Raw genomic sequence first — 23905 nt, 5'->3', positions numbered from 1 at the left:
CACGATGTCGAGCCAGGGGCCGTTGGAAGTGAAGCGCCTGAAGGTCGAGCCCGGCTGGATCGACTACAACGGCCACATGAACGTCGCCTTCTACCTCTTCGCCTTCGATCGCGGCTACGACGTCTTCATGGACCGGATCGGCGTCGACCAGGCGTTCCGCGAGCGCACCGGCGGCACGATCTTCACCGGCGAGGCCCACGTCAGCTACCACGCCGAGCTGAAGCTCGACGCGCCGATCGCGCTGACGCTCCAGGTCATCGGCTACGACCGCAAGCGCCTGCACACCTTCATGACCATGCGCCACGCCGAGGAGGATTTCCTGGCCGCGACGGTCGAGTGGATGAGCCTCTTCGTCGACCTCAACACGCGCCGGGTCGCCGAGATGCCGGACGAGATCTACGCGGCGCTGGACGCCATCGGGCGCGCGCATGCCGCCCTGCCGCGGCCCGCCGCGGTCGGCAAGAGCATCGCCATGCCGGCGCCGAAGCGGTAAGGCTCAGTCGCCGCGCCCTTCGCGGGCGAGCGCGCGGAAGGCCTCGCCGGCAAGGCCGTAGGGCCGCCAGGCCGAGAGCTCGCGGAAGCCGAGGCTCTCGTAGAGCTGGCGCGCCGGCCGGTTCCAGTCGAGCACCGCCAGCATGACCCGGGCGCAGCCCTGGCGCTCGGCCTCGGCGGCGCAGGCCGCGAGCAGCGCCCGTCCGACGCCGCGGCCGCGCGCCGCCTCGCGCACGATCAGGTCCTCGACGTAGAGCGCGCCCTCGCCGGCGAAGGTGCTGTAGGTCGGGAAGTAGAGCGCGAGGCCGAGCGCCTCGCCGTCCGCCTCGGCGAGCAGGCAGGAGAAGCGTGGCGTCGGCCCGAAGCCGTCGCGGCGCAGCCTGGCCTCGTCGACGACCAGGTGGTCGAGCAGCCCCTCGAAGACCGCGAGCTCGCGGATCAGCGACAGCAGCGTCGCGCAGTCGGCCTCGACGGCCGGTCGGATGGTCACTCCCGGCATCCGGGCCTCCCTCTCCCTGTCCTCTTTCCGAGCCTCGCGCCTTGTGACGACGCGGGCGGGCACCGCAATCTAGACTGCCGCGCAGCGGAGCGGCAGTCGAGAGAGGCGGTCCGGCCCGGGGCATCGGTCCCCGGAGCCGCGGCCGATGGCGATGACCGAGGAGAGCGGCAAAGACAGGTCCCGGCCCCCCGACCCGGCGGGCGCCCCGCCCCTGCCGACGCGCCGGCACCTGGCCGAGGGCCTGCGCCGCCTCGCCAGCGCCGAGCAGCTGATCGTCGGCGTCGCCCCGGTGGTCATCGGCCTGCTCGCCGGCCTCGCGGCGATCGGCTTCCGCTACCTGATCGAGGCCGTGCAGTGGCTCGGCTACGGCGTCGGCGGCGAGAAGCTGGCCAGCCCCGCGGCCAGCCTGGCCTGGTGGCACCTGCTGCTGATCACGACCCTGGGCGGCCTGATCGTCGGGGTGCTGGTGCAGCGCCTGCTGCCGGCCGGCCGGCCGCAGGCGGTCGCCGAGGTCATCGAGGCGGCGGCGCTGAAGGGCGGCCGCATGTCGCTGACCGCCGGGCTCAAGGTCGCCGCGGTCTCGGCCGCTTCGCTGGGGATCGGCGGCTCGGCCGGACGCGAGGGCCCGGTCGTCCACCTCTGCGCGACGATCGGCGCGCACCTGGCGCGGCGCCTGCACCTCGGGCGGCGCCAGACGCGGCTGCTGCTCGGCTGCGGCGTCGCGGCCGGGGTCGCGGCCTCGTTCAACGCACCGATCGCCGGCGTCTTCTTCGCCCTGGAGGTCGTGGTCGGTCACTACGCCCTGGCGACCTTCGCGCCGATCGTCATCGCCGGCGTCATGGGCACGCTGGTCAGCCGCATGCACTACGGCAACTTCCCGGCCTTCATCCTGCCGGCCGCGCACATGGACGTCTCGATCTGGGAGTTTCCGGCCTTCGCGCTGCTCGGCGTCACGGCGGCGGTCGCCGCCCTGCTGTTCATGCACGCGATCATCTTCTCGCACTGGTGCTTCCAGCGCAGCCGGCTGCCGCGCTGGTCCTGGCCGGCGATCGGCGGCCTGCTGCTCGGCCTGATCGCCCTCGCCTTCCCGCACGTCCTGGGGGTCGGCTACGAGGCGACCGACGCCGCCCTGCAGGAGCGCTACGGCCTGGTCCTGATGCTGGCCCTGGTCGTCGCCAAGACCGCGGCGACCGGCATCACGCTCGGCTCGGGCTTCGGCGGCGGGGTCTTCTCGCCCTCGCTGTTCCTCGGCGCGATGCTCGGCGGCGTTTTCGGAATCGTCGCCGGCAGCGTCTTTCCCGAGCTCGCCTCCAGCCAGGGCGCCTACACCATCGTCGGCATGGGCGCGGTCACCGGCGCCGTTCTGGGCGCGCCGATCTCGACGATCCTGATCGTCTTCGAGATGACCGGCGACTACGCCCTGACCATCGCGCTGATGATCGCGACGGCGATCGCCAGCCTGCTGGTCCAGGAGATGCACGGCCATTCCTTCTTCACCTGGCAGCTCGCCCGCCGCGGCGTCCACATCCAGGGCGGCCGCGACGTCGGCCTGCTGCGCGACACCCAGGTGCGCAGCCTGACCGATACCGAGATCCCGCGGATCGAGCCGGAGTCGCCGCTCTCGGCGGTGCGCGAGGCCTTCGCCCGGGCCCGCCACGGCGAGCTGGCGGTGGTCGACGGCGCCGGCGTGCTGAAGGGCCTGATCACCTACGGAGAGCTCGCCGCCGTCGCCTTCGACGGCCAGGACCACGGCGAGCTGACGGCGCTGGCGATCGCCCGCGGCAACCCGCCGCTGCTGGCCGCCGACGACGACCTGGAGGCGGCGATCCGCAGCTTCCGCCAGACCGGCGAGGCCCACCTGCCGGTCGTCGAGGACCGCGACAGCCGCCGCCTGCTCGGCCTCGCCCACGAGCACGAGATCATGGCCGCCTACCACCGCCTGCTGCTGCAGAGCCAGTCGGAGGAGGCGGGCTAACCGGGGGCGCGCTTTCAGCGCCTCGCGAATCACGCTGGATTCACGCTCGGCCGCCGAGGATCGAGCCTGGGTTCGATCGGCAAGGGGGGAGGATCCGATGCACTGCCCATTCAGCGGCCCGCAGCTCACGGAGCCGAAGGCGCGCGCGCAGGACAGGGGCGATGCCCTGGCGCACCGGCTCGGACACCACCTCGGCCGCAGCAACGCCTTCGGCCCGGCGGCAGACGACGAGCTGTTCGACGGCTATCCGACCGACCGCAAGGTCGTGCGGCTCGGCGAGGAGCCCGACACGGCCGACGAGGCCCCCGAGGCGGCCGCGCCGGACGAATCCGTCGGCACGCTCGACCGTCTGTTCCGGCGCATGACGCTCGGCTCGCGCCAGGACTACGAGGACCAGCACTGCGGCTACAAGGCCGAGGACAACCCGAACCTGCCGGCCGGCTACACCTACTTCGCCCAGCTGGTTGCGCACGACCTGGTCGCCCACGTCGCGCCGATCGCCCACTCCGACCAGCAGGAGGTGCGCGCGGCGCGCAACTTCCGCACCCAGCGCCTGTTCCTGGAGACGATCTACGGCGCCGGCCCGCTGGTCACGCCGGCGCCCTTCGCCGCGCCCCCGGACAGCTGGAGCTACGTCCGCAAGCGCCTGCGCCTGGGCCGGGTCGGCAAGGCGGAAACCGGCCCCGACAAGGCCAAGTGGGGCGAGCGGCCGCTCGAGCCGGGCTTTCCCGCGCGCGACATCCCGCGGGCCAGCTGCCCCTTCGTCGAGGAGGTCGCGCGCCCCGGCCTGACCGATACGCTGCTCGCCGATTCGCGCAACGACGACAGCCTGATCCTGTCGCAGATGACCGCGCTGTTCCACGAGTTCCACAACATCGTGCTCGACGCCACGGCCGGCCCGCTGACGACGCGCAGCAGCAACCTGGAGCACTACGAGCACTTCATCCGGACGCGCAAGATCGTCGCCTACGTGTTCCGGCGGATCGTCGTCCAGGACCTGCTGAAGCGGCTGCTCGACACCGGCGTCTACAGCGGGCTGGAGACGGCCCTGAGCGATCTCTCGAGGGGCCGTCACCACCATCCGCTCTTCTCGGTCTCGCCCGACGAGCAGCGCATCCCGGTCGAGTTCTCCCACGCGGTCTACCGCTTCGCCCACCGGCTGGTCCGGCCGAACTACGTGGTCAACGGGATCCAGCGCCGGCCGGGCACGATCTACCAGCTGCTCGAGCGCAGCTCGGCGCGCAGCCCCAGCCTGCTGCCGCTCGGCACCGACTGGCTGGTCGACTGGAAGCACTTCTTCGAGATCGATCCGGCGGTGAAGCCGAACCTCGGCCGGCGCATCAATCCCCAGTTCGGCGGCGGCGCGATGGCCGGCGACACCACCCTGGTGGTCGGCGACACCCGGACCGGCCACGGCGTCATGCACCGCGACCTGATGCGCAGCGTCGGCTGCGGCATGCGCACCGTCGACTCGCTGATCGCCCGGCTGCCGCCGAGCGACAAGGCCCGCTCGGACCTGCTCGGCTTCCCGAAGATCCGCAAGCGCGCGATCAAGGAGTGGCTGCTGGCGACGCCGTTCCACGGCTTCGAGCGCGGCGAGGCCGAGGCGATCGCCGAGAACCCGCCGCTCTACTTCTTCACGCTCTTCGAGGCCGCCATGGACAAGTGCGGCGAGCGGCTCGGCATCCTCGGCTCGACCATCGTCGCCGGCGTCATGCTCTCGGCGCTCAGGGTCATGCAGCCGGTCGTCGAGGGCGACCCCGAGGTGGCGGCGGCGGCCGACAGCGTCTTCGCCGGGGCCGTGCCGGGCACCCTGCCCGAGCTGATCGCCTTCATCGCCGGCGATCGCGCGCGACGCGGCGAGCCGCCCTTCTGATCCGAGCCCGTCCGGCGCGGCCGCCCCACCTCAGTTCCGAATCCCTGCGGCGGCCGAGAACGGCAGGGTCGAAGCAGCCAAGCAAGGGGAGAACCCCATGACCGAGTTCATCGAGCGCATCAACATCCTTGACCGCCAGGCCTTCGGGCGTCGCGTCATGGAGTGGTCGGACGGGCGCATGCCGATCCCGCAGACCCTGGACGAGGCCGCCCAGCAGCTGGAGGGCATCATCGCGTTCCCGCTGCCGAGCTACATCACGAAGCTGAACTTCATCAAGACCACCAAGGAGGTCTGGACCATCAAGATCCCGCCGGCGGACATGCTGCAGGACACGCGCAACCGCATCGCCGACCCGAACCAGGAGTACCACCTGGACCCGAACTACGCGAAGCGGGTCAGGGGCGACTTCCCGGACGACCTCGCCTTCTTCGAGTTCCGCGTCGGCGACTACACCTGCTCGCTGTGCACCTGAGCCCCTGGCGCGCGGGTCACTTGGCGCCGGTGCGCACCTGACCGACCAGCGACAGCGCGTCGTCGTCGTCGAGCGGATAGGGCTCGGAGCAGGCGGCGCGCAGTTGCGCCCTCAGGTCGTCGAGGATCGACTGGTCGCGGATCGGGAAGCAGCCGACCAGCCAGGCGATCATGGTCTCGACCGACGGCTCGGCCTCGCCGCGCCAGCCGGCAACGATGCGCCGGAACAGCTGGCCGACGTGGCTGCGCGCCTCGTCAGGACGCCCGAGCCGGCGCAGGGCGGCGACCTTCCAGCCGGCCATCACCAGCACCTCGTCCTCGGATTGCGTCGCGGCCTGCACGCAGCCGGCATAGTCGCCGCAGATGTAGCGGACGCAGCCGACGTAGGCCCAGACCATCGGCACCGGCGCGACCGCCAGCTCGATCGCCTTCTCGGACAGCGGACCCGCGATCTCCGGGCGCCCGCAGAAGGCGAGGCCACCGGCCGCCGAGGCGGTGGTCCAGGAGTCGTACTCGTTGAGCTCGCAGGCCAGCTTGAAGCCGAGCTCGGCGATCGAATGCTCGCCGTTCATCGCCTGCGACCAGGCCAGGTGCAGCTGCGAGCGCGAATCCAGCGGGTCGATCTCGACCGCCTTCTTCGCCAGCGACAGGGCCTCGCGCTCGACCTCGCTGCTCCGGCTCATGCCCGGGAAGATGAAGTGGTTGCTGTTGAGCACGCCGACCAGGCTGCTGTAGGCCATGGCGAACTGCGGGCAGTCCTCGATGATCGACTTGAAGATGTCGACCGCCCGCCAGCGCAGGTCCGGCGCCCACTTCAGCACGAAGGCATGGCCGCGCAGCCAGCGGTCGTAGACGTCCAGCGAGATGTCCGGCTGGCCGGCGACCCGCTGCAGCCGCTCCTGCGAGATGTGGACATTGAGCGAGAAGGCGATCTTGCGGACGACCTTCTGCTGCGCCGAGAAGTAGTTGTCGAGCATCAGCACGAAGCGCTCGCTCCAGACCACCAGCCCCGACGCCGGCTCCTTCAGCTCCATCACCAGGTAGACGCTGGCCGCGTCGCGGTAGAGCTGGCCGTGGATCAGGTAGGTCGGCTCCGGGAAGGACTGCGGGTTGAACTGCAGCGCCGAGTTGGACAGGTCGACGATCGACCAGAAGCGGAAGCGCGTCAGGGTCGAGATCAGCTCGGAGCGGAAGCCGAGGCAGAGGTACTTCTGCTCGTCCCCGACGCCGTCGAGATCGAAGTGGCCGACCAGCAGCGTCAGCCGGGGCGAGGCGTCCGCGGCCGGCGGGCGCGCCACGCCGCCCTGCTCGCCCCGGGCCTCGCCGCCGGCCGCGCGCGGCGTCTCGGCGGCCTGGACCTCGCCGAGCTTGATCGCGACGACCAGCTCCTGGGTCGGCTCCGAGGGCTCGACGTCGTACTCCCGGTCGAGCAGCTCGTAGAGCTTGTTGTAGAGGGCAAGGGCCGAGGCGACGTCGCCGGTCCGGGCGCGCGCCAGCATCAGGTGGCGGCAGGCGCCCTCGTGGGTGGGATCGAGCAGCAGCAGCGCCTCGGCCGCGCCCTTGCCGGCTCCGGGTTCGGCCTGCGCCGCGTCGGCGAGCTGCAGCTCGAGACCGCGCGCCAGCTTCTGCCCGAGCATCTCGCGCTGCACGACCAGCCAGCTGCGCAGCGCCGGATCGAGATCCTCGTAGCCGGCGATCAGCGAGTCGGCGATCCGCTCCCGCCCGAACAGCGCCTGGTGCACGACGCCGCGCTCGACGGCGTCGGTCACCTCGGCGACGTCGAGCCTGACCGCCTCCGGCCGCAGCGAGATCTCGCTGCGGCCGGCCTCGAAGCCCTCGAAGCCGATCTCCTGGAAGGTCTGGCGCAGCAGGCGGATGGCCTGGCGCAGCGAGGCCCGGGCCTTCTCCTCGGACGACTCGCTCCACAGCAGGCCGACCAGATGCTCCCGGCTGGCCCGGCCGCCCCGCGTCGAGGCGAGATAGCCGAGCAGCGCCCGCGCCTTGCGGCTCGGCAGGTCGATCGGCCGCTCGAGGAAGGCGAAGGCGAGTCCGCCCAGCGCCTCGACCTTGAGCCGGCCGTCGGAGCCCGGGGCGGGAGTCGCGTTCCCCCGCGCTGGCGCACCCTCGATGGCCGAGCCCTGTGTCACCCTTCCCCCGGCGCTGGTCTTGCCGCTCGCCGAGACTAAGCTTGCGAAGGTATGACAATCAACAAGCGGTATGACGTCCGGCTGGAACACTGTCGTGAGAGGTGTCCCCCGCCGTGAGGGGTCTTGCCCGCCGCCCGCCGTCTCGAGGCGCCGCGCCGCCCCCTATCCCTTGAAGTTGGCCAGCACCGAGTCGGCGATCAGGCGCTTGGAGATCACGCCGATGATGTCCTCGGGCTTGGGCACGCCGGTCGCCTTGGTGACCAGGGCGCGCTCGGCGTTGCGGCGGTTGAGGCGCTTGAACAGGTCGAACATCGACTCCTCCGGGCGGGTCAGCACGAAGGAGCGATCGGCGAGGTCGCCCAGGGTGCCGGTGCCGCGCACCTCCTCGAGAGCGGTCAGCGGGCCGACCACCGGCACGATGCCGCGCACCCGGCCCCGATCCTCGACGATGATGTGGGTCAGCGGCTTGCCGTCGGGGGTCGGCGTCGCGCGCATGCGCTGCAGCGCCTCGTGGAGCGACAGCTCGGACGGCAGGACGGTCAGCGCCGAGGTCATGACCTCGTTGGCGTGACGGACCAGGAACATGTTGCCGTGGCGGTCCTTCGGGATGAAGTGGCCGCGCCAGGCCAGCTTGATCGTGTAGATGTTCTCCGGCGACAGCCAGCGCCGCACGCCGACCGCCAGGGCCACCGCGATGATCATCGGGACGATGATGTTGTAGTCGCGGGTCATCTCGAAAATCATCGTGATGCCGGTCATCGCCGCGCCGGTCGAGCCGCCGACCATCGAGGCCATGCCGACCACCGCGAAGTCGCCGACCGAGAAGTCCGCGCCCGGGATCAGCGGCAGGATGAGCGCGCCGACCGCGCCGCCCAGCGTCGCGCCCATGAACAGCGAGGGCGAGAACACGCCGCCCGACGAGCCGGTGCCGAGCGACAGGGTGGTGGCGACCAGCTTGGCGACGAACAGCAGGCCGAGCAGCCAGACGCCGGTCATGTCGCCGCGCAGGATCGCCTGGATCGTGCCGTAGCCGACGCCGTCGACGTAGTAGTGCCCGAAGAACTCGAACAGGCCGTACATCATGCAGCCCAGCAGGGTCATGCCGACGGCGTGGGTGAAGTAGGGATGGCGGTGCCAGAAGGGCCGCTCGAAGTAGAACTCCATGATCGTCAGCAGGCGCACGAAGGCCCAGGAGGCGACGCCGCAGAGCACGCCGAGCAGCACGAAGCCGAGCAGTGTCGAGACCTGCACCGGGTGCAGGTCGGTGACCTGCAGCATCGGCATGTGGAAGGCCGGCGAGAGGCCGAAGGCGACGCGGCCGATGTAGGTCGCGGTGCCGGTCGCGATGACCACCGGCAGGAAGGTCCGGGTGCTGACCTCGGGAAGCATCAGCTCGACCGCGAAGAGCACGGCGCCGAGCGGCGTGTTGAAGGTCGCGGCGATGCCGGCGCCGGCACCGGCGGCGACCAGGGTGATGCGCTGCCAGGCGGCGATCTTGGTGAGCTGGCCGAGGGTCGAGCCGAAGGACGAGCCGATCTGGATGATCGGCCCCTCGCGGCCGACCGCGGCGCCGCTGCCGATCGAGAGCGCCGAGGCGAAGGACTTGACGACCGCGACGACCGGCCGGATGCGCCCCTCCTTGTAGTAGATCGCGTCCATGACCTCCGGCACGCCGTGGCCCTTGGCCTCCGGCGCGAAGGTCTTGACCAGGAAGACCACGCCCATGCCGCCGACCACCGGCACCAGGATGACCAGCGGGCCCCAGGCGCTCTCCGGCGTAAAGTGCTCGCCGGCCGCCGCGAAGGAGAACTGGCCGAAGAAGAACAGGTTGTGGATCACCGAGATGAGCAGCCGGAAGAAGACCGCTCCATAGCCGGTGACGATGCCGACCAGCAGCGCCATCCCGCCCATGACCCACAGACTGACGTTGCGCTCTTCCTCGATCTTTTCCATGGCTCTTTCTGCTCTGAGTCCGACCCCGGAGACGGCGGCGCGGCCCGGCCCTGCGCGCCCCGGGGGCGCCGCCAAAGCTCGGGGCCGGCCCGGCTTGCGCGCCGTCGTAGACGGCCGGCCGCGCGGGTCCCTGGAGACGTCCCGGAAGGGCGAGGAGGACTGGGCGCCGAAGCGCCGGCAGCCTCATCGAATAAACCGCGGTGAAAGCGCGAAAATCCCGCACCGCGGCGCGGAAACTACCGCTTGACAGGCGACAAGTCCATGGTCCGCCTTGCAGTGCGGCATTCGAACCGCCCGCGGTCGCCGCATGGCAGAACGGCGCGCCACGAAAGGGTCGAGCGCCCCGCGCAGGCGGCGGTTGACCTGGCGCGGCGGCAGGCGACACTTGCCGCAGCATGACGGCAAAGCTCCTGCATCGCGCCCTGGCCGGCCTCCGGCGACTGCCGGCCCCGCTCCGGCTCGCCGCCGCCGCCCTGGCCCTGCTGCTGCTCTACCTGCCGGTCGCCGACCTGATGGAGCTGCACGAGGAGGCGCGCCTGGCCCGCCTCAGCCAGGCCGCGCCGGCGCGCTTCCTCGCGCTGGAGCGCAGCCGGCACGGCATGGCGGCTTATCTCGACGCGCTGGCGCGGCTGCGCCACTTCGACCGGTGGCGCGAGACGGCGCCCGACTTCCTGATCGGCGCCTGGGCCCTGCCCGAGCCCTCGGCCGAGGACGAGGAGACCGGCGGCGATCCCGGGTCGCACTGCCTGTCCGGGCTGGTCATCGAGGACGGCCGGGTGCGCTGGTTCGGCCGGCGCCACGACCGGGCCGGCGCCCACTACCGGATCGAGCACGGTGCGGTCCTGGTGCGCCTGGCCGACGGCGGCCTGCTGCGCATCTCGGTGCCCGCGCAGCCGGCCGGCGACCAGCGGATCGAGGTCCTGCTGCCCGGCCGGACCGCCCCGCAGCCGGCCTGGCGCTGCCTCTAGGCCAGATCGTCGGATCGGATGACGGCCGTCAATCCTCCAGCAGGTAGCCCCTGCGGTGCGGCAGCGGCTCGCTGCCGACGACCTTGGCGACCGACTCGCCGGCGGTGACGAACTTGCGGCTGCGGCGCGACAGCAGGAAGCCGTCGGTGCCGGAGACGATGGTGCTGCGGCCGGCCAGCGGGTCCTCGGCGGCCGGGTCGATCAGGTCGGCGACGACTTCGCCCTTGCCGACCCGCTCGCCCAGCTCGATCCGGTAGCTCAGCACGCCGGCGGCCGGCGCCTTGATCGTGTCGGTGGCATCCAGGTCGGTCGCCTCGCAGAGCGCGTCCGGCAGCTCGCCGACCGCGCCCTCGAGGTAGCCGCGCCGCACCAGCAGGCGCAGCAGTGCCGCCGCGTCGGCGGCGGCCAGCTCGTCGCGCACGTCGGCGGCGCCGCGCAGCTCGACCGTGGCGGACTGGCAGGCCGGCGGGATCGGCGCGTCCGGGAAGCGCCGGGCGAGGCGCAGCCAGGGCCCCGACAGGGCCTCGTCGAACGAGCCGCCGCCGGAGTCCTCGGCGAGCAGCACCGCACGGGTCCCGAGCTCGCGGGCGAGGTCTTCCAGGGCCGGCCAGTGCTGCGGGATCGCGAAGAGGTGGAACAGCGAGTCGTCGTCGCAGTGCAGGTCGAGCACCAGGTCGGCGTCGCAGGCCCGGCGCGCCAGGGCGAGGCGCAGGCGGTCGAGCTCCTTGTTCGGCTCCGGCTGCCGCTCCAGGGCCGCCTTCAGGACGCCGCGGATCAGCGCCACGTTAGCCTCGGCGTCGCCGGTCAGCCGGCCCTCCAGCTCGTCCTCGACCAGCGCCGCGAGGTCGGGCCAGTTGCGGTTGAAGTTGCCGCCGCCGTTCAGCTCGTAGCGGCCGAGCTGCTGGCCGTTGACGAACTGGGCCAGGCCGATCGGGTTGGCGTAGGGCACCAGCACGACCTGGCCGCGGATCCGGCCCTCGGCGTCGGCCGCGTCGAGCAGCCGCGTCAGGTGGTGCGCGACCAGCAGGCCCGGCGTCTCGTCGGCGTGCAGCGAGGCCTGGATGTAGGCCTTGGGCCGCGCCTCGGGATCGCCCCAGCGGTAGACGCGCAGCACCCGCTCGGTGCCGGGGGCCGGCCGTGACAGGAGGATGCGCTCGATCTGGCGGGGCATGGCGGGGAACTCCGGTTCTGGAGGGGACGCGGCGGGAGAGGCCGCGATCTTTGGCCGGGCCGGCCGGAAAAATCCAGAGCCGGCGGTTCGGAGGTGCCGAAGCGGCCGGTTGCCCCCTGCCGACTCAGCGGGGCCGACGCTATATAGTGGCGTCATGTCCTCCTCAGACCGCGCCCCCGCTTCCCAGGCCCCTGCCGCGCCTTCCGGGACCGACCGCGTGCCGCCCTGGTTCGCCGGCCTCAACGAGCCGCAGCGCCAGGCGGTGCAGGCCCTGGACGGGCCGGTGCTGATGCTGGCCGGCGCCGGCACCGGCAAGACCCGGGCGCTGACCGCGCGCCTGGCCCAGCTGCTGTGGACCGGCAAGGCGGCGCCGCACCAGATCCTCGCCGTCACCTTCACCAACAAGGCGGCGCGGGAGATGAAGGACCGGGTCGCCGCGCTGCTCGGCATCGCCTCGGTCGAGGGCTGGTGGATGGGCACCTTCCATGCCCTGGCCGCGCGCATCCTGCGCCGCGAGGCCGAGGCGGTCGGCCTGAAGCGCAACTTCACGATCCTCGATCCCGACGACCAGCTGCGCCTGATGAAGCAGCTGGTCGCCGCCGAGGGCATCGACGACAAGACCTGGCCGGCCCGCCTGCTGCTCAGCGTCGTCGAGCGCTGGAAGGACCGCGGCCTGGTTCCCGACAGGGTCTCGGCGGCCGACGCCGGCGACCTCGCGGGCGGCAAGATGCTCAGGCTCTACGCCGCCTATCAGGCGCGCCTCAGGGAGCTCAACGCCTGCGACTTCGGCGACCTGCTGCTGCACTGCCTGACCGTCTTCCAGTCCAGCGAGGCGGTGCTGAAGCGCTACCAGCAGCAGTTCCGCTACATCCTGGTCGACGAGTACCAGGACACCAACGTCGCCCAGTACCTCTGGCTGCGCCTGCTCGCCGCCGGCCACCGCAACCTCTGCTGCGTCGGCGACGACGACCAGTCGATCTACGGCTGGCGCGGCGCCGAGGTCGGCAACATCCTGCGCTTCGAGCAGGACTTCCCGGGCGCCACGGTGGTCCGGCTGGAGCGCAACTACCGCTCGACGCCGCACATCCTCGGCGCCGCCTCCGGCCTGATCGCCAACAACGAGAGCCGGCTCGGCAAGACGCTCTGGACCGAGGGCGAGCAGGGCGAGAAGGTCCGCGTGCGCGGCCTCTGGGACGGCGAGGCCGAGGCGCGCTTCGTCGGCGAGGAGATCGAGGCGCTGCAGCGCAAGGGCCATGCGCTCTCCGAGATCGCGATCCTGGTGCGCACCGGCGCGATGACCCGCGAGTTCGAGGAGCGCTTCGTCTCGATCGGCCTGCCCTACCGGGTGGTCGGCGGCCCGCGCTTCTACGAGCGGCGCGAGATCCGCGACGCCCTGGCCTACCTGCGCCTGATCGCCCAGCCCGACGACGACCTCGCCTTCGAGCGCATCTTCAACGTGCCGAAGCGCGGCCTCGGCGACGCCGCCCTGCAGACCCTGCAGCACCTGCGCCGGGCCCAGGGCGTCTCGCTGTTCCAGGCGGCGCGCCTCGCGGTCGGCACCGAGGAGCTCAGGCCCCAGGCGCGCCGGGCGCTGGCCGAGCTGGTCGCCGGCTTCGAGCGCTGGCAGGCCCAGGCGACGGCGGTTCCGCATCCCGAGCTGGCCGAGATCGTGCTCGACGAGTCCGGCTACACGGCGATGTGGCAGCAGGACAAGTCGATCGAGGCGCCGGGCCGCCTGGAGAACCTCAAGGAGCTGATCGACGCGCTTGCCGAGTTCGACAGCCTGGCCGGCTTCCTGGAGCACGTCAGCCTGGTCATGGAGAGCCTGCAGGACAGCGGCGCCGACCAGGTCACCGTGATGACCCTGCACGCCGCCAAGGGCCTGGAGTTCGACACGGTCTTCCTGCCCGGCTGGGAGGAGGGGCTGTTCCCCAACCAGCGCGCGCTCGACGAGACCGGCCTGCGCGGCCTGGAGGAGGAGCGGCGGCTCGCCTACGTCGGCCTGACCCGGGCGAGGCTGCGCGCGATCGTCTCCTTCGCCGCCAACCGCCGGCTGCACGGCTCCTGGGCCGCGGCGATCCCTTCGCGCTTCGTCGACGAGCTGCCGGCCGCCCACGTCGAGCAGGAGAGCGACCAGGGGCTCTACGGCGCGGCCGCCGCGACCTGGGGCGGCTCGGCCTTCGGCGGCGGCTTCCGCGACTGGGGCGAGACCCGCTGGTCGCCGGGCATGCTGCGCGCCCAGAAGGCGCGCGAGGCCGGCACCGCCGGCCGCGGCGCCCCGACGCTCGACCTCAAGGCACGCACGGTCGAGAGCCTGCCGAAGCAGAGCCACGGCTTCGCCCGCGGCGAGCGGGTGTTCCACAAGAAGTTCGGCTACGGCGCGATCACCGAGGTCGAGGGCGACCGCCTGACCGTCGCCTTCGACCACAGCGACGCCAAGAAGGTCATGGCCGCCTTCCTGGTGCCCGCCGAGCGGGCCGGCTGAGGCGCCGCGCCGGGCCAGCCGCGGCGCCGCGGTAACCGGATGCCACAATTCGGCCCCGCGGCCACCCCGCGGCGGCCCCAGATCGCCCCTATTTCATTAGCCGGTGAAACCTTTTCGGCGCTCCGCGCTTCCTGGTGCGGACCGCTTGTGGGGGACGAAGGAGGTATTGAGATGCGCAGCGTGACTCTCGCCGTGGCACTGGTTGCCGCCCTCGGCCTGGCCGGCTGCTCGGGCATGAACAGCACCGAGCAGCGCACCCTCTCGGGCGGCGCGATCGGCGCGGCTGTCGGCGCCGCCGGGACCGTCATCACTGGCGGCTGCGTCGCCTGCGGCGCCGCGCTCGGCGGCGCGGTCGGCGCCGGCGCCGGCTATCTCTCCGACAAGCTGAAGAAGTAGGCGGCGACCGGCTGGCGGGGGCCGCTCAGGGCGGCTCGCTCGCCAGCCGGCGCAGCCAGTCGCCCAGCCGCCGGCATAGCTTCGGCCTGGGCTTCGGCCTGGGCTTCGGCCTGGGCTTCGGCCTGGGCTTCGGCCTGGGCTTCGGCCTGGGCTTCGGCTCGCCTGCCGTCGGCGCGGGTCGTGCCGTGGCCGTCGGCTCAGCTCGTGCCGCCGCTGCCGCTGCTTCCACCGGTTCCGCCGCTGCCACCGCCGGACGAAGCGCCGGGATTGTCCCGGTCGAGAAGCGGCGTCGGGTTGGACGGCCCGTAGTCGATCCAGGCGCCCGGCGGCGCGCAGTAGAGGATGCGCCCCTGGTAGCTGACCTTCTGGCCGATGTTGAAGGCCTGGTCGCCCAGGACGCAGACGTTGGCGTCGTAGCCGGTGAGCGGGTCGCTCTGGCCGTTGCTCATCGCGATACTCCCAAGAACGGCGACATGGGCCCTCGGGCCGTTCGCCGTCGCCGGAAAGCCGGCAGCGCCACGCTGCAGACGAAGGTAGCACGCCCCCGGAAACACTGCCAGGGTCGGTAGCAGTCGTCCCTGCCTGGACGCCCCGGACCGCGGGTCCGTGACGCGAAGCACCTTGACCGCGGCACCGGCCTCGTCCAGAGGCAGGCGCCATGTCCGCGATCTACCGACTGAGCCTGAAGGCTCCCGCCGCCGCCGCCGAGATCCTCGAGTCCGCGCTCGCCGCCCTCGAGGGCGCGCTGGCCACCGACCTGCCCGATGCCGACGGCCGGGTGCGCATGACCTGGTACTTCGGCGACGAGCCGGACCGGGCCTGGGTCACGGCACGGCTCGTCGCGGCGTCGCTGGCCGCCGGCGTCGCGGCGCCGGACTTCGAGCTCGGCCTGCTGCCGGAGATCGACTGGGTCGCCGAGAGCCAGGCCGAGCTGCAGCCGATCCGCGCCGGCCGGTTCTGGGTGCACGGCAGCCACGTCACCGAGCCGCCGCCCGGCGGCAGCATCCCGCTGCTGATCGACGCCAACCTCGCCTTCGGCACCGGCCGTCACGAGACGACCTACGGCTGCTTGGTCGCGCTCTGCGAACTGGCCAGGCGCGTCCGGGTCGGCCGGGCGCTGGACCTCGGCTGCGGCTCGGCGGTCCTGGCCCTGGCGATCGCCAAGCTGTGGCCGGCCGCACAGGTGCTGGCGGCCGACATCGACCCCTCGGCCGTCGAGGTCGCGGCCGGGAACGTCCGCGCCAACGGCGCGCCCTGGATCGAGACGCTGGGCGCGACCGGCTATGCCCATCCGCGGCTGCGCGCGGCCGCGCCCTACGACCTGATCGTCGCCAACATCCTGGCCGGGCCGCTCTGCCGCCTGGCGCTGGACACCGCCCGGCATCTCGCGCCCGGTGGCCTGGTCGTGCTGTCGGGCCTGCTGATCCGGCAGGAGCGGCGCGTGCTCGCCCGCCACCGGGCGGTCGGCCTCCAGCTGGTGGCGCGGCGCCACTTCAACGAATGGTCGGTGCTGCTGCTGCAGAAGCCGTCGGCGCGCTGACGGCCTTGCCGAGCACGTGACACGCTTGCCTTGGGGCGTCTCCGCACCACATAGTTGAGTCCTCCCCTTCGGGGAAGATCCTTCCTTGCCGCAGTCGTCGGGCAAGGCGGGTTGTGCTGGCGCAAGGACGTCGTCAGGGCAGGTCGTCGTGCTCGATGCGGAATTCCTGGAAAGTATCGCCTCGCCCGTGCTCAGGCGCTTCGCGCTCTATTGGGCGGAACGCGGCGGATCCGGCCTGCCGCGTCGGGCCGACATCGATCCGGCCGACTTCGTCTGGCTGCTCGGCCAGGTCTTCCTGATCGACGTGATCCGCGAACCGGAGCTCGATTTCCGCTTCCGGCTCTTCGGCTCGGAGATGGCCCGCGTCTACGGCCGCGACCTGACCGGCTCGCGGCTGTCGGAGCTCGACGACCAGGACTACACGGCGGCGCTGAGGCCGGACTACGCGAGCGTGGTCGCGACCGGGCGGCCGCTGCTGCGGCGCGGCCGGCTGGAATGGCTGGACCGCAGCCACATCGGCTACGAGCGGCTGCTGCTGCCGCTGTCGGCGGACGGCAGGCTGATCGACGTGATCCTGGGGGCCACGGTCTACGACCTGCCGGATCTGCGCCGGGTCGGCCGTAGTTCCTAGAAATGCAATCAAAGAAAAGTCGGGACGAGCCGCGGTCGACTCGTCCCGTCAGGACAGGGCTGGCAATTCGGTTCCCGCGCTCACGCGTCAGGCGGCCCGCTTTTCGGTCGTGGGCTCGGCCTGGACCTGGCCGGCCGGCAGCTCGCGCGACTGCTTGAAGGGCGCGAAGAGGATCACCGCGGCCTCGCGCAGTGCCGTGACGGCCTCGACGACCATCGGATGGCTCGGGCTGGTCATGCCCTCGGCGGCGCCGCGGATGCTGCCCGGCTCGATGCCGATGTCACGCAGCATGCGCTCGTCCAGGGCCGACAGCTCGCGCACCGTGCGGTGCTCGTCGCGGACGCGGCCGTACCAGGCGCCCAGGCGGCTCAGCCAGGTCTCGCGCGCCGGGACGCACTCCTTCGAGCACTCCAGGGCGCGGCGGCGGATCTCCGAGCGGGTCAAGCCGATGTCGGCCAGCACGGCGTCGTCGAGCTGGCTGAGCTCGTCGACCGTCCGGCGGTAGACGGTGTGGCGGCGCATGGCGTCGGCCAGCGCCGCGAGGCCGGTCGCGTTGGCGACGGCGGCGGCGGCCTTGCGGGTCAGCAGGGCCATGTGCTTCGACTGCTCGCGCCGGGCGCGCATGATCAGCCGGTCGATGTTGTCGAGCGACAGGGCCGCATCGATGCGGCGCTGGCTCTCGAGGTCGATGAGACGGGTCATCTTTCCGATCCTTCCGTGGGGTCTCGTTCCGGTCGTCCTCGCTTCCATCAGGAAATAGGAGCGAGCGTTCACTCAAGGAGATAGAACCGAGGCGGGCCGCGCGTTAGCGGGCATTTTGCACTGCAGCAATGCGGGGCCGGCATGCCTCGCATTAAGGGGAAATCAACGGCCCGCGGGCTCTACTGGGGCAGTCTGGAGAGACCTGCCGGCCCCCCGCCCGAAGGCGGTTTCCGAGGCTCCCGGAAAGATTGTTTCGCGCCCTGCCGGCAACGGCATCGCGACGCGACCGGCCGGCTCCGCCGCGCAGCGGAATCTTGCCCCGGCCGTTCGGGCGGCCTCCGGCCCACCGGACCGTTGGACGGCTCCCGCCGCCGGCGCCGCTTGCAGGCCGGGGCGGGGCCGCATAGCTTTTCGTGCATGAGCCCCGACTCCCAGCACTCCCTCTCCGCCACGCGCCTGGCCGCGCTGCGCCGCGAGCTCGCCGGCCGCGGCCTCGACGGCTTCCTCGTGCCCCACGCCGACGAGCACCAGAGCGAGGAGCTCGCGCCCTCGGCCGAGCGCCTGACCTGGCTGACTGGCTTCACCGGCTCGGCCGGCAGCGCCGCGGTGCTGGCCGACCGCGCGGCGATCTTCGTCGACGGCCGCTACACCCTGCAGGCGCGCCAGCAGGTCGACACCCGCCTCTTCGAGCCGCGCCACGTCACCGAGCAGCCGCTCTCGGCCTGGCTGGCCGAGCACCTGGCCGGCAAGCGCCTGGGCTACGACCCGCGCCTGCACAGCCAGAGCCAGGCACGCCGCCTGCAGGCCGAGGCGCGGCGTGCCGGCGGCGAGGCCGTCGCGGTCGAGACGAACCCGGTCGACGCCGTCTGGGACGACCGTCCGGCCGAGCCGGCGGCGCCGGTCGTGCCGCACCCCCTGGCGTTCGCCGGCCGCCCCTCTGCCGAGAAGCGCGCCGAGCTGGCCGACCGCCTGAAGGCCGAGAAGCTGGCCGCGGCCGTGCTGACCCAGCCGGACTCGATCGCCTGGCTGCTCAACGTGCGCGGCGGCGACGTCACCCAGACGCCGCTGGCCCTGTCCTTCGCGATCCTGCGCGACGACGCCCGCGTCGAGTGGTTCGTCGCGCCCGAGAAGGTCGCCGGCCCCGAGCTGCAGGCGCAGCTCGGCAACGGCGTGATCCTGCGCCGCCCCGACGAGCTGTGCGAGGCGCTGGAGTCGCTCGGCAAGGTCCGCGTGCTGGCCGATCCGGGCAGCGCCGGCGCCTGGATCTTCGACCGCCTGGCCGAGGGCGGCAGCGAGATCGTCGAGGGCGACGACCCCTGCCTGCTGCCGAAGGCCTGCAAGAACCCGGTCGAGCTCGACGGCACCCGCGCCGCCCATCGGCGCGACGGCGCGGCGCTCAGCCGCTTCCTGCACTGGCTGGAGGAGACCGCGCCGTCAGGCGGGCTCGACGAGCTGGGCGCGATCGGGCACCTGGCCGGCCTGCGCGCGGCGGGCGAGCGCTACCGCAGCCTGTCCTTCAGCACCATCGCCGGCAGCGGCCCGAACGGCGCGGTGATCCACTATCGGGCGATCCCGGCGACCAACCGGACGATCCGGCCCGGCGAGTTCCTGCTGGTCGATTCCGGCGCGCAGTACCTGGACGGCACCACCGACGTCACGCGCACGATCGCGATCGGCAGCGTCTCCGACGAGATGCGCCGGCGCTTCACCGGGGTGCTCAAGGGCCACATCGCGCTGGCCCGCCAGCGCTTCCCGGCCGGCACCACGGGCAGCCAGCTCGACGCCCTGGCGCGCATGCACCTCTGGCAGGCCGGCCTCGACTTCGACCACGGCACCGGCCACGGCGTCGGCAGCTACCTCGGCGTCCACGAAGGCCCGCAGCGCATCTCCAAGGTGCCGAACTCGGTCGCCCTCAGGCCCGGGATGATCGTCTCGAACGAGCCGGGCTACTACAAGGAAGGCGCCTACGGCATCCGCATCGAGAACCTGGTCGCGGTGGTCGAGGACGCCCGGCCGGGCGACGAGAAGCCGATGCTCGCCTTCGAGACCCTGACCCTGGCCCCGATCGACCGCCACGCCGTCGAGCCGGCGCTCTTGTCGGCGGAGGAGACGGCCTGGCTGGACGCCTACCACGCCCGGGTGCGCGAGAGCCTGTCGCCCTTGCTCGACGGCGCCGCGCGGGCCTGGCTGGAGCAGGCGACGGCGCCGCTGATCGGATAGGCAGCGGCAGCGTCGGGAATGCGGTCTATTGCCGCATCCGATGCGAGCATCATGTCAGGTTGACGTAAGCATAAGACGGGTATCCTGCAGCCCCGCCGGATCGGCGGCCAGCGCCTGTCGAGACGACGGCCTGGTGCCGTCGGGAACGGCGGGTCACGAGCAGCAACCGAACGGGAGACCCCAGTCATGCGCTTGTTGGCATTCTCGTTCTTCCTGACCCTCGCCGGGGTCGTTCCGGCCGACGCGGCCGACAGCCTGCGGGACCAGGCGAAGGATCTCTTCCAGCCGATCCCGGCATCGCCCCCGGTCCTGCCGGGCAATCCGGCCAGTGCCGAGAAGCTCAAGCTCGGCCGCATGCTCTACTTCGAGCCGCGGCTCTCCGAAGCCCACAACATCAGCTGCAATTCCTGCCATCTGGTCGGCCTGGCCGGCGCCGACGGCCGGCCGAACTCGATCGGCCACAACTGGCAGCGCGGCGGCCGCAACGCGCCGACCGTGTTCAATGCCGTCTTCAACACCGCCCAGTTCTGGGACGGCCGCGCCGCCGACCTCAAGGAACAGGCCGGCGGCCCGATCGCCAACCCGATCGAGATGGGCATCACCAAGGAGCACGCGGTCAACCAGCTGAAGGGCATCCCGGGCTACCTCGAGGCCTTCAAGGCGGCCTACCCGGACGCGGCCGACCCGGTGACCTACGGCAACATCGAGGGCGCGATCGCCGTCTTCGAGGCGACGCTCATCACGCCGGACGCCCCCTTCGACCGCTGGCTCACCGGCGACGACGGGGCACTCGACGAGCAGCAGAGGCAGGGTCTGGCCGTGTTCATCGAGAAGGGCTGCGCCAGCTGCCACAACGGCATCAACGTCGGCGGCGGCATGTACGCCCCCTTCGGCGTCGTCGAGAAGCCGGGCTGGGAGTTCCTGCCGCCGGACGACCATGGCCGCCTGCAGGTCACCAAGACGGTCGAGGACGACTACGTCTTCAAGGTCCCGACCCTGCGCAACATCGCGCTGACCGCACCCTACTTCCACAGCGGGCACGCCTGGGACCTGAAGCAGGCGGTCGCGATCATGGGGACGGCCCAGCTCGGCGAGCAGCTGACCCCCGGCGAGATCGATCAGGTGACGGCGTTCCTGAACTCGCTGACCGGCCGGCAGCCGGAGATTCCCTTCCCGGTGCTGCCGCCCAGCGTCGCCTCGACCCCCAGGCCCCAGCCCTGAGGGCGGGGCCGGCGGCGAAGGCCGGACGTGGAAGGGGCGGCCACCGGGCCGCCCCATTCTACGCCGGCAGCACCTTGCCCGGGTTCATGATGTTGTCGGGGTCGAGGGCCTGCTTGATGGTGCGCATCAGGCTGACCGCCTCGCCGTGCTCGGCCTGCAGGAAGGGGATCTTGCCGTAGCCGATGCCGTGCTCGCCGGTGCAGGTGCCGCCCATGGCGATGGCGCGCATCACCATGCGGTCGTTGTGCGCGCCGGCGCGCTTCAGCTCGTCGGGGTCCTTCGGGTCGATCAGGTAGGTCAGGTGGAAGTTGCCGTCGCCGACGTGGCCGACGATCGGCGCCAGCAGGTTCGAGGCCGCGATGTCCTTCTTGGTCTCCAGGATGCACTCGGCGAGCCGCGAGATCGGCACGCAGACGTCGGTCGCCCAGCCCTCGGCGCCGGGCTTCAGGCCCTTGCAGGCCCAGAAGGCGTCGTGGCGCGCCTGCCAGAGCCTGCTGCGCTCCTCCTGCTGGGTCGTCCAGGCGAAGTTGGAGCCGCCGTATTCCGACGCGATCGCCGCGACCGACTCCGACTGCTCCTCGACGCCGGCCTTGGAGCCGTGGAACTCGAAGAACAGCGTCGGCTTGTCCGGATAGTCGAGCTTCGCATAACGGTTGACGGCGCCCATCTGGACCTCGTCGAGCAGCTCGATGCGCGCGACCGGGATGCCCGACTGGATGGTCAGGATCACGGTGTTGACCGCGCCCTCCAGCGTGTCGAAGGAGCAGACCGCGGCGGAGATCGCCTCGGGGATGCCGTAGAGCTTCAGCTGGATCTCGGTGATCACGCCGAGCGTGCCCTCGGAGCCGACGAACAGGCGGGTCAGGTCGTAGCCGGCCGCCGACTTGCGCGCCCGGCCGCCGGTCTTGATGACCCGGCCGTCGGCGGTGACCACGGTCAGGCCGAGCACGTTCTCGCGCATCGTGCCGTAGCGCACGGCGTTGGTGCCGCTGGCCCGGGTCGCGGTCATGCCGCCCAGCGAGGCGTCGGCACCGGGATCGATCGGGAAGAACAGCCCGGTGTCGCGCAGGTACTCGTTGAGCTGCTTGCGGGTGACGCCGGCCTGGACCCGGCAGTCGAGGTCGTTGCTGTTGACCTCGAGCACCGCGTTCATCTGCGAGAGGTCGATGCAGACGCCGCCCTTCAGCGCCGCGATGTGGCCCTCCAGCGAGGTGCCGGTGCCGAAGGGCACGATCGGCGTCTTGTGGCTGGCGCAGAGCTGGACGATCGCCTGGACCTCCTCGGTCGAGCGCGCGAAGGCGACGGCGTCGGGCGGGAAGCCCTGGTGGAAGGTCAGGTCCTTGCCGTGCTGCTCGCGGACGGCGGCCGAGGTCGAGAGCCGCTCGCCGAGCAGGTCCTTCAGGCTGTCGATCAGCGCCTGCGGCGTGGCGGGGGCGGGCGAAGTGGCGGCGGGCTGCGCGCTCATGGCGGCGTTTCCTCTGTAGCGGGGCCCCGGCAGCGATGCGCCGGGGACGGTCGTCCTTGCGCGACACTAGCAGAGATGGGCCGGGCCTGCGCCAGCGCAAAGGCCGGCGGGCGGGCCCGCGCAAAGGCCCTTTGCCGACCCGGGCGGCTTCGGCTAGCTAGAAGGCCATGAGCGTTGAGCAGATCGATGCCGTGGTGATCGGCGCCGGCGTGGTCGGCCTCGCCTGCGCGCGCGCCCTGGCGCTGAGCGGCCGCGAGGTGATCGTGCTGGAGGCCGCCGGCGCGATCGGCACCGGCACCTCCTCGCGCAACTCCGAGGTCATCCACGCCGGCATCTACTATCCGGCCGGCAGCCTGAAGGCGCGGGCCTGCGTCTCGGGCAAGCGGGCGCTCTACGCCTACTGCGCCAGCCACGGCGTCGAGCACCGGCGCTGCGGCAAGCTGATCGTCGCGACCGACGAGAGCCAGCTGCCCGGGCTCAAGGAGCTCAGCGAGAAGGCCGCGGCCAACGGCGTCGACGACCTGACCTACATGACGCCGCGGGAGGCCGCGGTGCTGGAGCCCGCGGTGCGCTGCGTCGGCGCGCTGTTCTCGCCCTCGACCGGAATCCTCGACAGCCACGGCCTGATGCTCGCCTACCAGGGCGACGCCGAGGCGGCCGGCGCGATGCTGGCCTTCGACGCGCCGGTCCTCGGCGGCGCGGTGCTCGGCGGCGCGGCGGGCATCCGCCTCGAGGTCGGCGGCGCCGCGCCGATGGAGCTGGAGGCCCGCACGGTGGTCAACTCGGCCGGCCTGGGCGCCAGCGCGGTCGCCGCCAGCCTCAGCGGCCTGCCGGCGGCGACGATCCCCCGGACCTGGTACGCCAAGGGCAACTACTACACCCTGGCCGGGCGCTCGCCCTTCGGCCGGCTGATCTATCCGATGCCGGAGAAGGCCGGCCTCGGCGTGCACGTCACCGTCGACCTGGGCGGCCAGGCGCGCTTCGGCCCCGACGTCGAGTGGGTCGACAGCCCCGACGACTACGACGTCGACCCGCGCCGCGCCGAGGCCTTCTACGACGCCGTGCGGCGCTACTGGCCGGAGCTGCCCGACGGCGCCCTGCTGCCCGGCTATGCCGGCATGCGCCCGAAGCTGCAGGCCCCCGGCGAGCCGGCCGCCGACTTCCTGGTCCAGGGATCGGCGAGCCACGGCGTGCCCGGGCTGGTCAATCTCTACGGTATCGAGAGCCCCGGCCTGACCGCCTCGCTGGCGCTCGCCGGCCTCGTGCTGGAGCGCCTCGCGGAGGGCGCCTCGGCCGCAGCCTGACAAGGAACGGAAACGGGCGGCCGGCGGCCCGCGCCGGCCGCTTTTGCTTGCCTCGACCGGCCGGTCTCCTACATGACAGGCGCCATCGGGCCAGACCAGAGGGGGAAGAGTGAGCATGGTGAGGCGGGCGGTATCGGCGATCCGCGAATTCACGAAGCTCGAGGCATCGGGCGGCATCCTGCTGATCGGCGCGGCGATACTGGCTCTGGCGATTCAGAACTCGCCGGCTTCCTGGCTCTACGACTCCCTGCTCTCGACCCCGGTGGCCATCAAGATCGGCGCGCTGGAGATCCACAAGCCGCTGCTGCTCTGGATCAACGACGGCCTGATGGCGATCTTCTTCCTGCTGGTCGGGCTGGAGATCAAGCGCGAGCTGGTCGAGGGCGAGC

Annotated in this window: 20 protein-coding genes; 13 read left to right on the top strand and 7 right to left on the bottom strand. The window is 72.0% G+C overall.

Going from position 1 to position 23905, the window contains the following annotated elements:
* Positions 1-4: 4 nt before the first annotated feature.
* Positions 5-493, top strand: a complete 489-nt coding sequence (locus B9O00_RS04130; protein ID WP_085121180.1) for a thioesterase family protein — start codon at positions 5-7, stop codon at positions 491-493.
* A gap of 3 nt (positions 494-496) precedes the next feature.
* Here B9O00_RS04130 and B9O00_RS04125 read toward each other — a convergent pair whose 3' ends face one another.
* Positions 497-991 carry a GNAT family N-acetyltransferase gene (locus B9O00_RS04125; RefSeq protein ID WP_085121179.1) on the bottom strand — a complete coding sequence of 165 codons (495 nt, stop codon included), beginning with the start codon at positions 989-991 and terminating at the stop codon, positions 497-499.
* Positions 992-1136: 145 nt separating this feature from the next.
* Here B9O00_RS04125 and B9O00_RS04120 point away from each other — a divergent pair, with 145 nt between their 5' ends.
* The 3 genes from B9O00_RS04120 (at position 1137) to B9O00_RS04110 (ending at position 5314) form a co-directional block, all read left to right on the top strand.
* Entirely contained in the window at positions 1137-2966 is a 1830-nt protein-coding gene (locus B9O00_RS04120) for a chloride channel protein (RefSeq protein WP_218822847.1), read from the top strand.
* Positions 2967-3063: 97 nt separating this feature from the next.
* Positions 3064-4842, top strand: a complete 1779-nt coding sequence (locus tag B9O00_RS04115; protein ID WP_085121178.1) for a peroxidase family protein — start codon at positions 3064-3066, stop codon at positions 4840-4842.
* Positions 4843-4939: 97 nt separating this feature from the next.
* Entirely contained in the window at positions 4940-5314 is a 375-nt protein-coding gene (locus B9O00_RS04110; protein ID WP_085121177.1) for a hypothetical protein, read from the top strand.
* Between the two features lie 16 nt (positions 5315-5330).
* On the opposite strand, the gene B9O00_RS04105 is transcribed toward B9O00_RS04110, so the two are convergent.
* Together B9O00_RS04105 and B9O00_RS04100 are read right to left on the bottom strand one after the other, a co-directional pair.
* Positions 5331-7460 (bottom strand): BTAD domain-containing putative transcriptional regulator, encoded by a 2130-nt coding sequence (locus tag B9O00_RS04105; protein WP_159460098.1) that lies wholly within the window; start codon positions 7458-7460, stop codon positions 5331-5333.
* 162 nt (positions 7461-7622) lie between these two features.
* The gene (locus B9O00_RS04100) at positions 7623-9413 is read right to left on the bottom strand and encodes a chloride channel protein (protein WP_085121175.1); all 1791 of its coding nucleotides are present in this window, start codon (positions 9411-9413) and stop codon (positions 7623-7625) included.
* 395 nt (positions 9414-9808) lie between these two features.
* Here B9O00_RS04100 and B9O00_RS04095 point away from each other — a divergent pair, with 395 nt between their 5' ends.
* Positions 9809-10381: a hypothetical protein gene (locus B9O00_RS04095; protein ID WP_085121174.1), complete on the top strand. Its 573-nt coding sequence runs from the start codon at positions 9809-9811 to the stop codon at positions 10379-10381.
* A gap of 28 nt (positions 10382-10409) precedes the next feature.
* Here B9O00_RS04095 and B9O00_RS04090 read toward each other — a convergent pair whose 3' ends face one another.
* Positions 10410-11552, bottom strand: coding sequence for a succinylglutamate desuccinylase/aspartoacylase family protein (locus tag B9O00_RS04090; protein WP_085121173.1), 1143 nt, complete (start codon positions 11550-11552; stop codon positions 10410-10412).
* 154 nt (positions 11553-11706) lie between these two features.
* Here B9O00_RS04090 and B9O00_RS04085 point away from each other — a divergent pair, with 154 nt between their 5' ends.
* Together B9O00_RS04085 and B9O00_RS04080 are read left to right on the top strand one after the other, a co-directional pair.
* The gene (locus B9O00_RS04085) at positions 11707-14037 is read left to right on the top strand and encodes an ATP-dependent helicase (RefSeq protein ID WP_085121172.1); all 2331 of its coding nucleotides are present in this window, start codon (positions 11707-11709) and stop codon (positions 14035-14037) included.
* Between the two features lie 171 nt (positions 14038-14208).
* Positions 14209-14433, top strand: a complete 225-nt coding sequence (locus B9O00_RS04080) for a YMGG-like glycine zipper-containing protein (RefSeq protein WP_085121171.1) — start codon at positions 14209-14211, stop codon at positions 14431-14433.
* A gap of 197 nt (positions 14434-14630) precedes the next feature.
* Here B9O00_RS04080 and B9O00_RS04075 read toward each other — a convergent pair whose 3' ends face one another.
* Positions 14631-14882, bottom strand: a complete 252-nt coding sequence (locus B9O00_RS04075) for a hypothetical protein (RefSeq protein ID WP_085121170.1) — start codon at positions 14880-14882, stop codon at positions 14631-14633.
* Between the two features lie 209 nt (positions 14883-15091).
* On the opposite strand from B9O00_RS04075, the gene B9O00_RS04070 reads away from it, so the two are divergent.
* Together B9O00_RS04070 and B9O00_RS04065 are read left to right on the top strand one after the other, a co-directional pair.
* On the top strand, positions 15092-15973 hold the full coding sequence (locus tag B9O00_RS04070; protein WP_085121169.1) for a 50S ribosomal protein L11 methyltransferase: 882 nt from the start codon (positions 15092-15094) through the stop codon (positions 15971-15973).
* Positions 15974-16121: 148 nt separating this feature from the next.
* Complete coding sequence (locus tag B9O00_RS04065) at positions 16122-16604, top strand: PAS domain-containing protein (protein WP_159460097.1); 483 nt, start codon at positions 16122-16124, stop codon at positions 16602-16604.
* Between the two features lie 87 nt (positions 16605-16691).
* Here the strand turns inward: B9O00_RS04065 and B9O00_RS32980 are convergent, their stop codons facing one another.
* Positions 16692-17306 carry a YjiS-like domain-containing protein gene (locus B9O00_RS32980; protein ID WP_159460096.1) on the bottom strand — a complete coding sequence of 205 codons (615 nt, stop codon included), beginning with the start codon at positions 17304-17306 and terminating at the stop codon, positions 16692-16694.
* Positions 17307-17723: 417 nt separating this feature from the next.
* Between B9O00_RS32980 and B9O00_RS04055 the strand changes: the two genes are divergently transcribed.
* Entirely contained in the window at positions 17724-19526 is a 1803-nt protein-coding gene (locus tag B9O00_RS04055) for an aminopeptidase P family protein (RefSeq protein ID WP_085121166.1), read from the top strand.
* A 186-nt stretch (positions 19527-19712) separates the two neighbouring features.
* A complete protein-coding gene (locus B9O00_RS04050; protein ID WP_085121165.1) occupies positions 19713-20747 on the top strand; it encodes a cytochrome-c peroxidase in 1035 nt (344 codons plus the stop codon).
* A 58-nt stretch (positions 20748-20805) separates the two neighbouring features.
* On the opposite strand, the gene B9O00_RS04045 is transcribed toward B9O00_RS04050, so the two are convergent.
* Entirely contained in the window at positions 20806-22212 is a 1407-nt protein-coding gene (locus B9O00_RS04045) for an FAD-binding oxidoreductase (RefSeq protein ID WP_085121164.1), read from the bottom strand.
* A gap of 167 nt (positions 22213-22379) precedes the next feature.
* On the opposite strand from B9O00_RS04045, the gene B9O00_RS04040 reads away from it, so the two are divergent.
* Together B9O00_RS04040 and B9O00_RS04035 are read left to right on the top strand one after the other, a co-directional pair.
* Positions 22380-23516 carry an NAD(P)/FAD-dependent oxidoreductase gene (locus tag B9O00_RS04040; RefSeq protein WP_085121163.1) on the top strand — a complete coding sequence of 379 codons (1137 nt, stop codon included), beginning with the start codon at positions 22380-22382 and terminating at the stop codon, positions 23514-23516.
* Between the two features lie 115 nt (positions 23517-23631).
* A partial coding sequence (locus B9O00_RS04035) for a Na+/H+ antiporter NhaA (protein ID WP_200808396.1) occupies positions 23632-23905 on the top strand: 274 nt, incomplete at its 3' end.

Source organism: Tistlia consotensis USBA 355, assembly GCF_900177295.1.
In the GTDB taxonomy this organism is placed as follows: domain Bacteria; phylum Pseudomonadota; class Alphaproteobacteria; order Kiloniellales; family DSM-21159; genus Tistlia; species Tistlia consotensis.
Note: the sequence above shows the minus strand (reverse complement) of the source record. Positions and strands in the feature narration are given on the sequence as shown.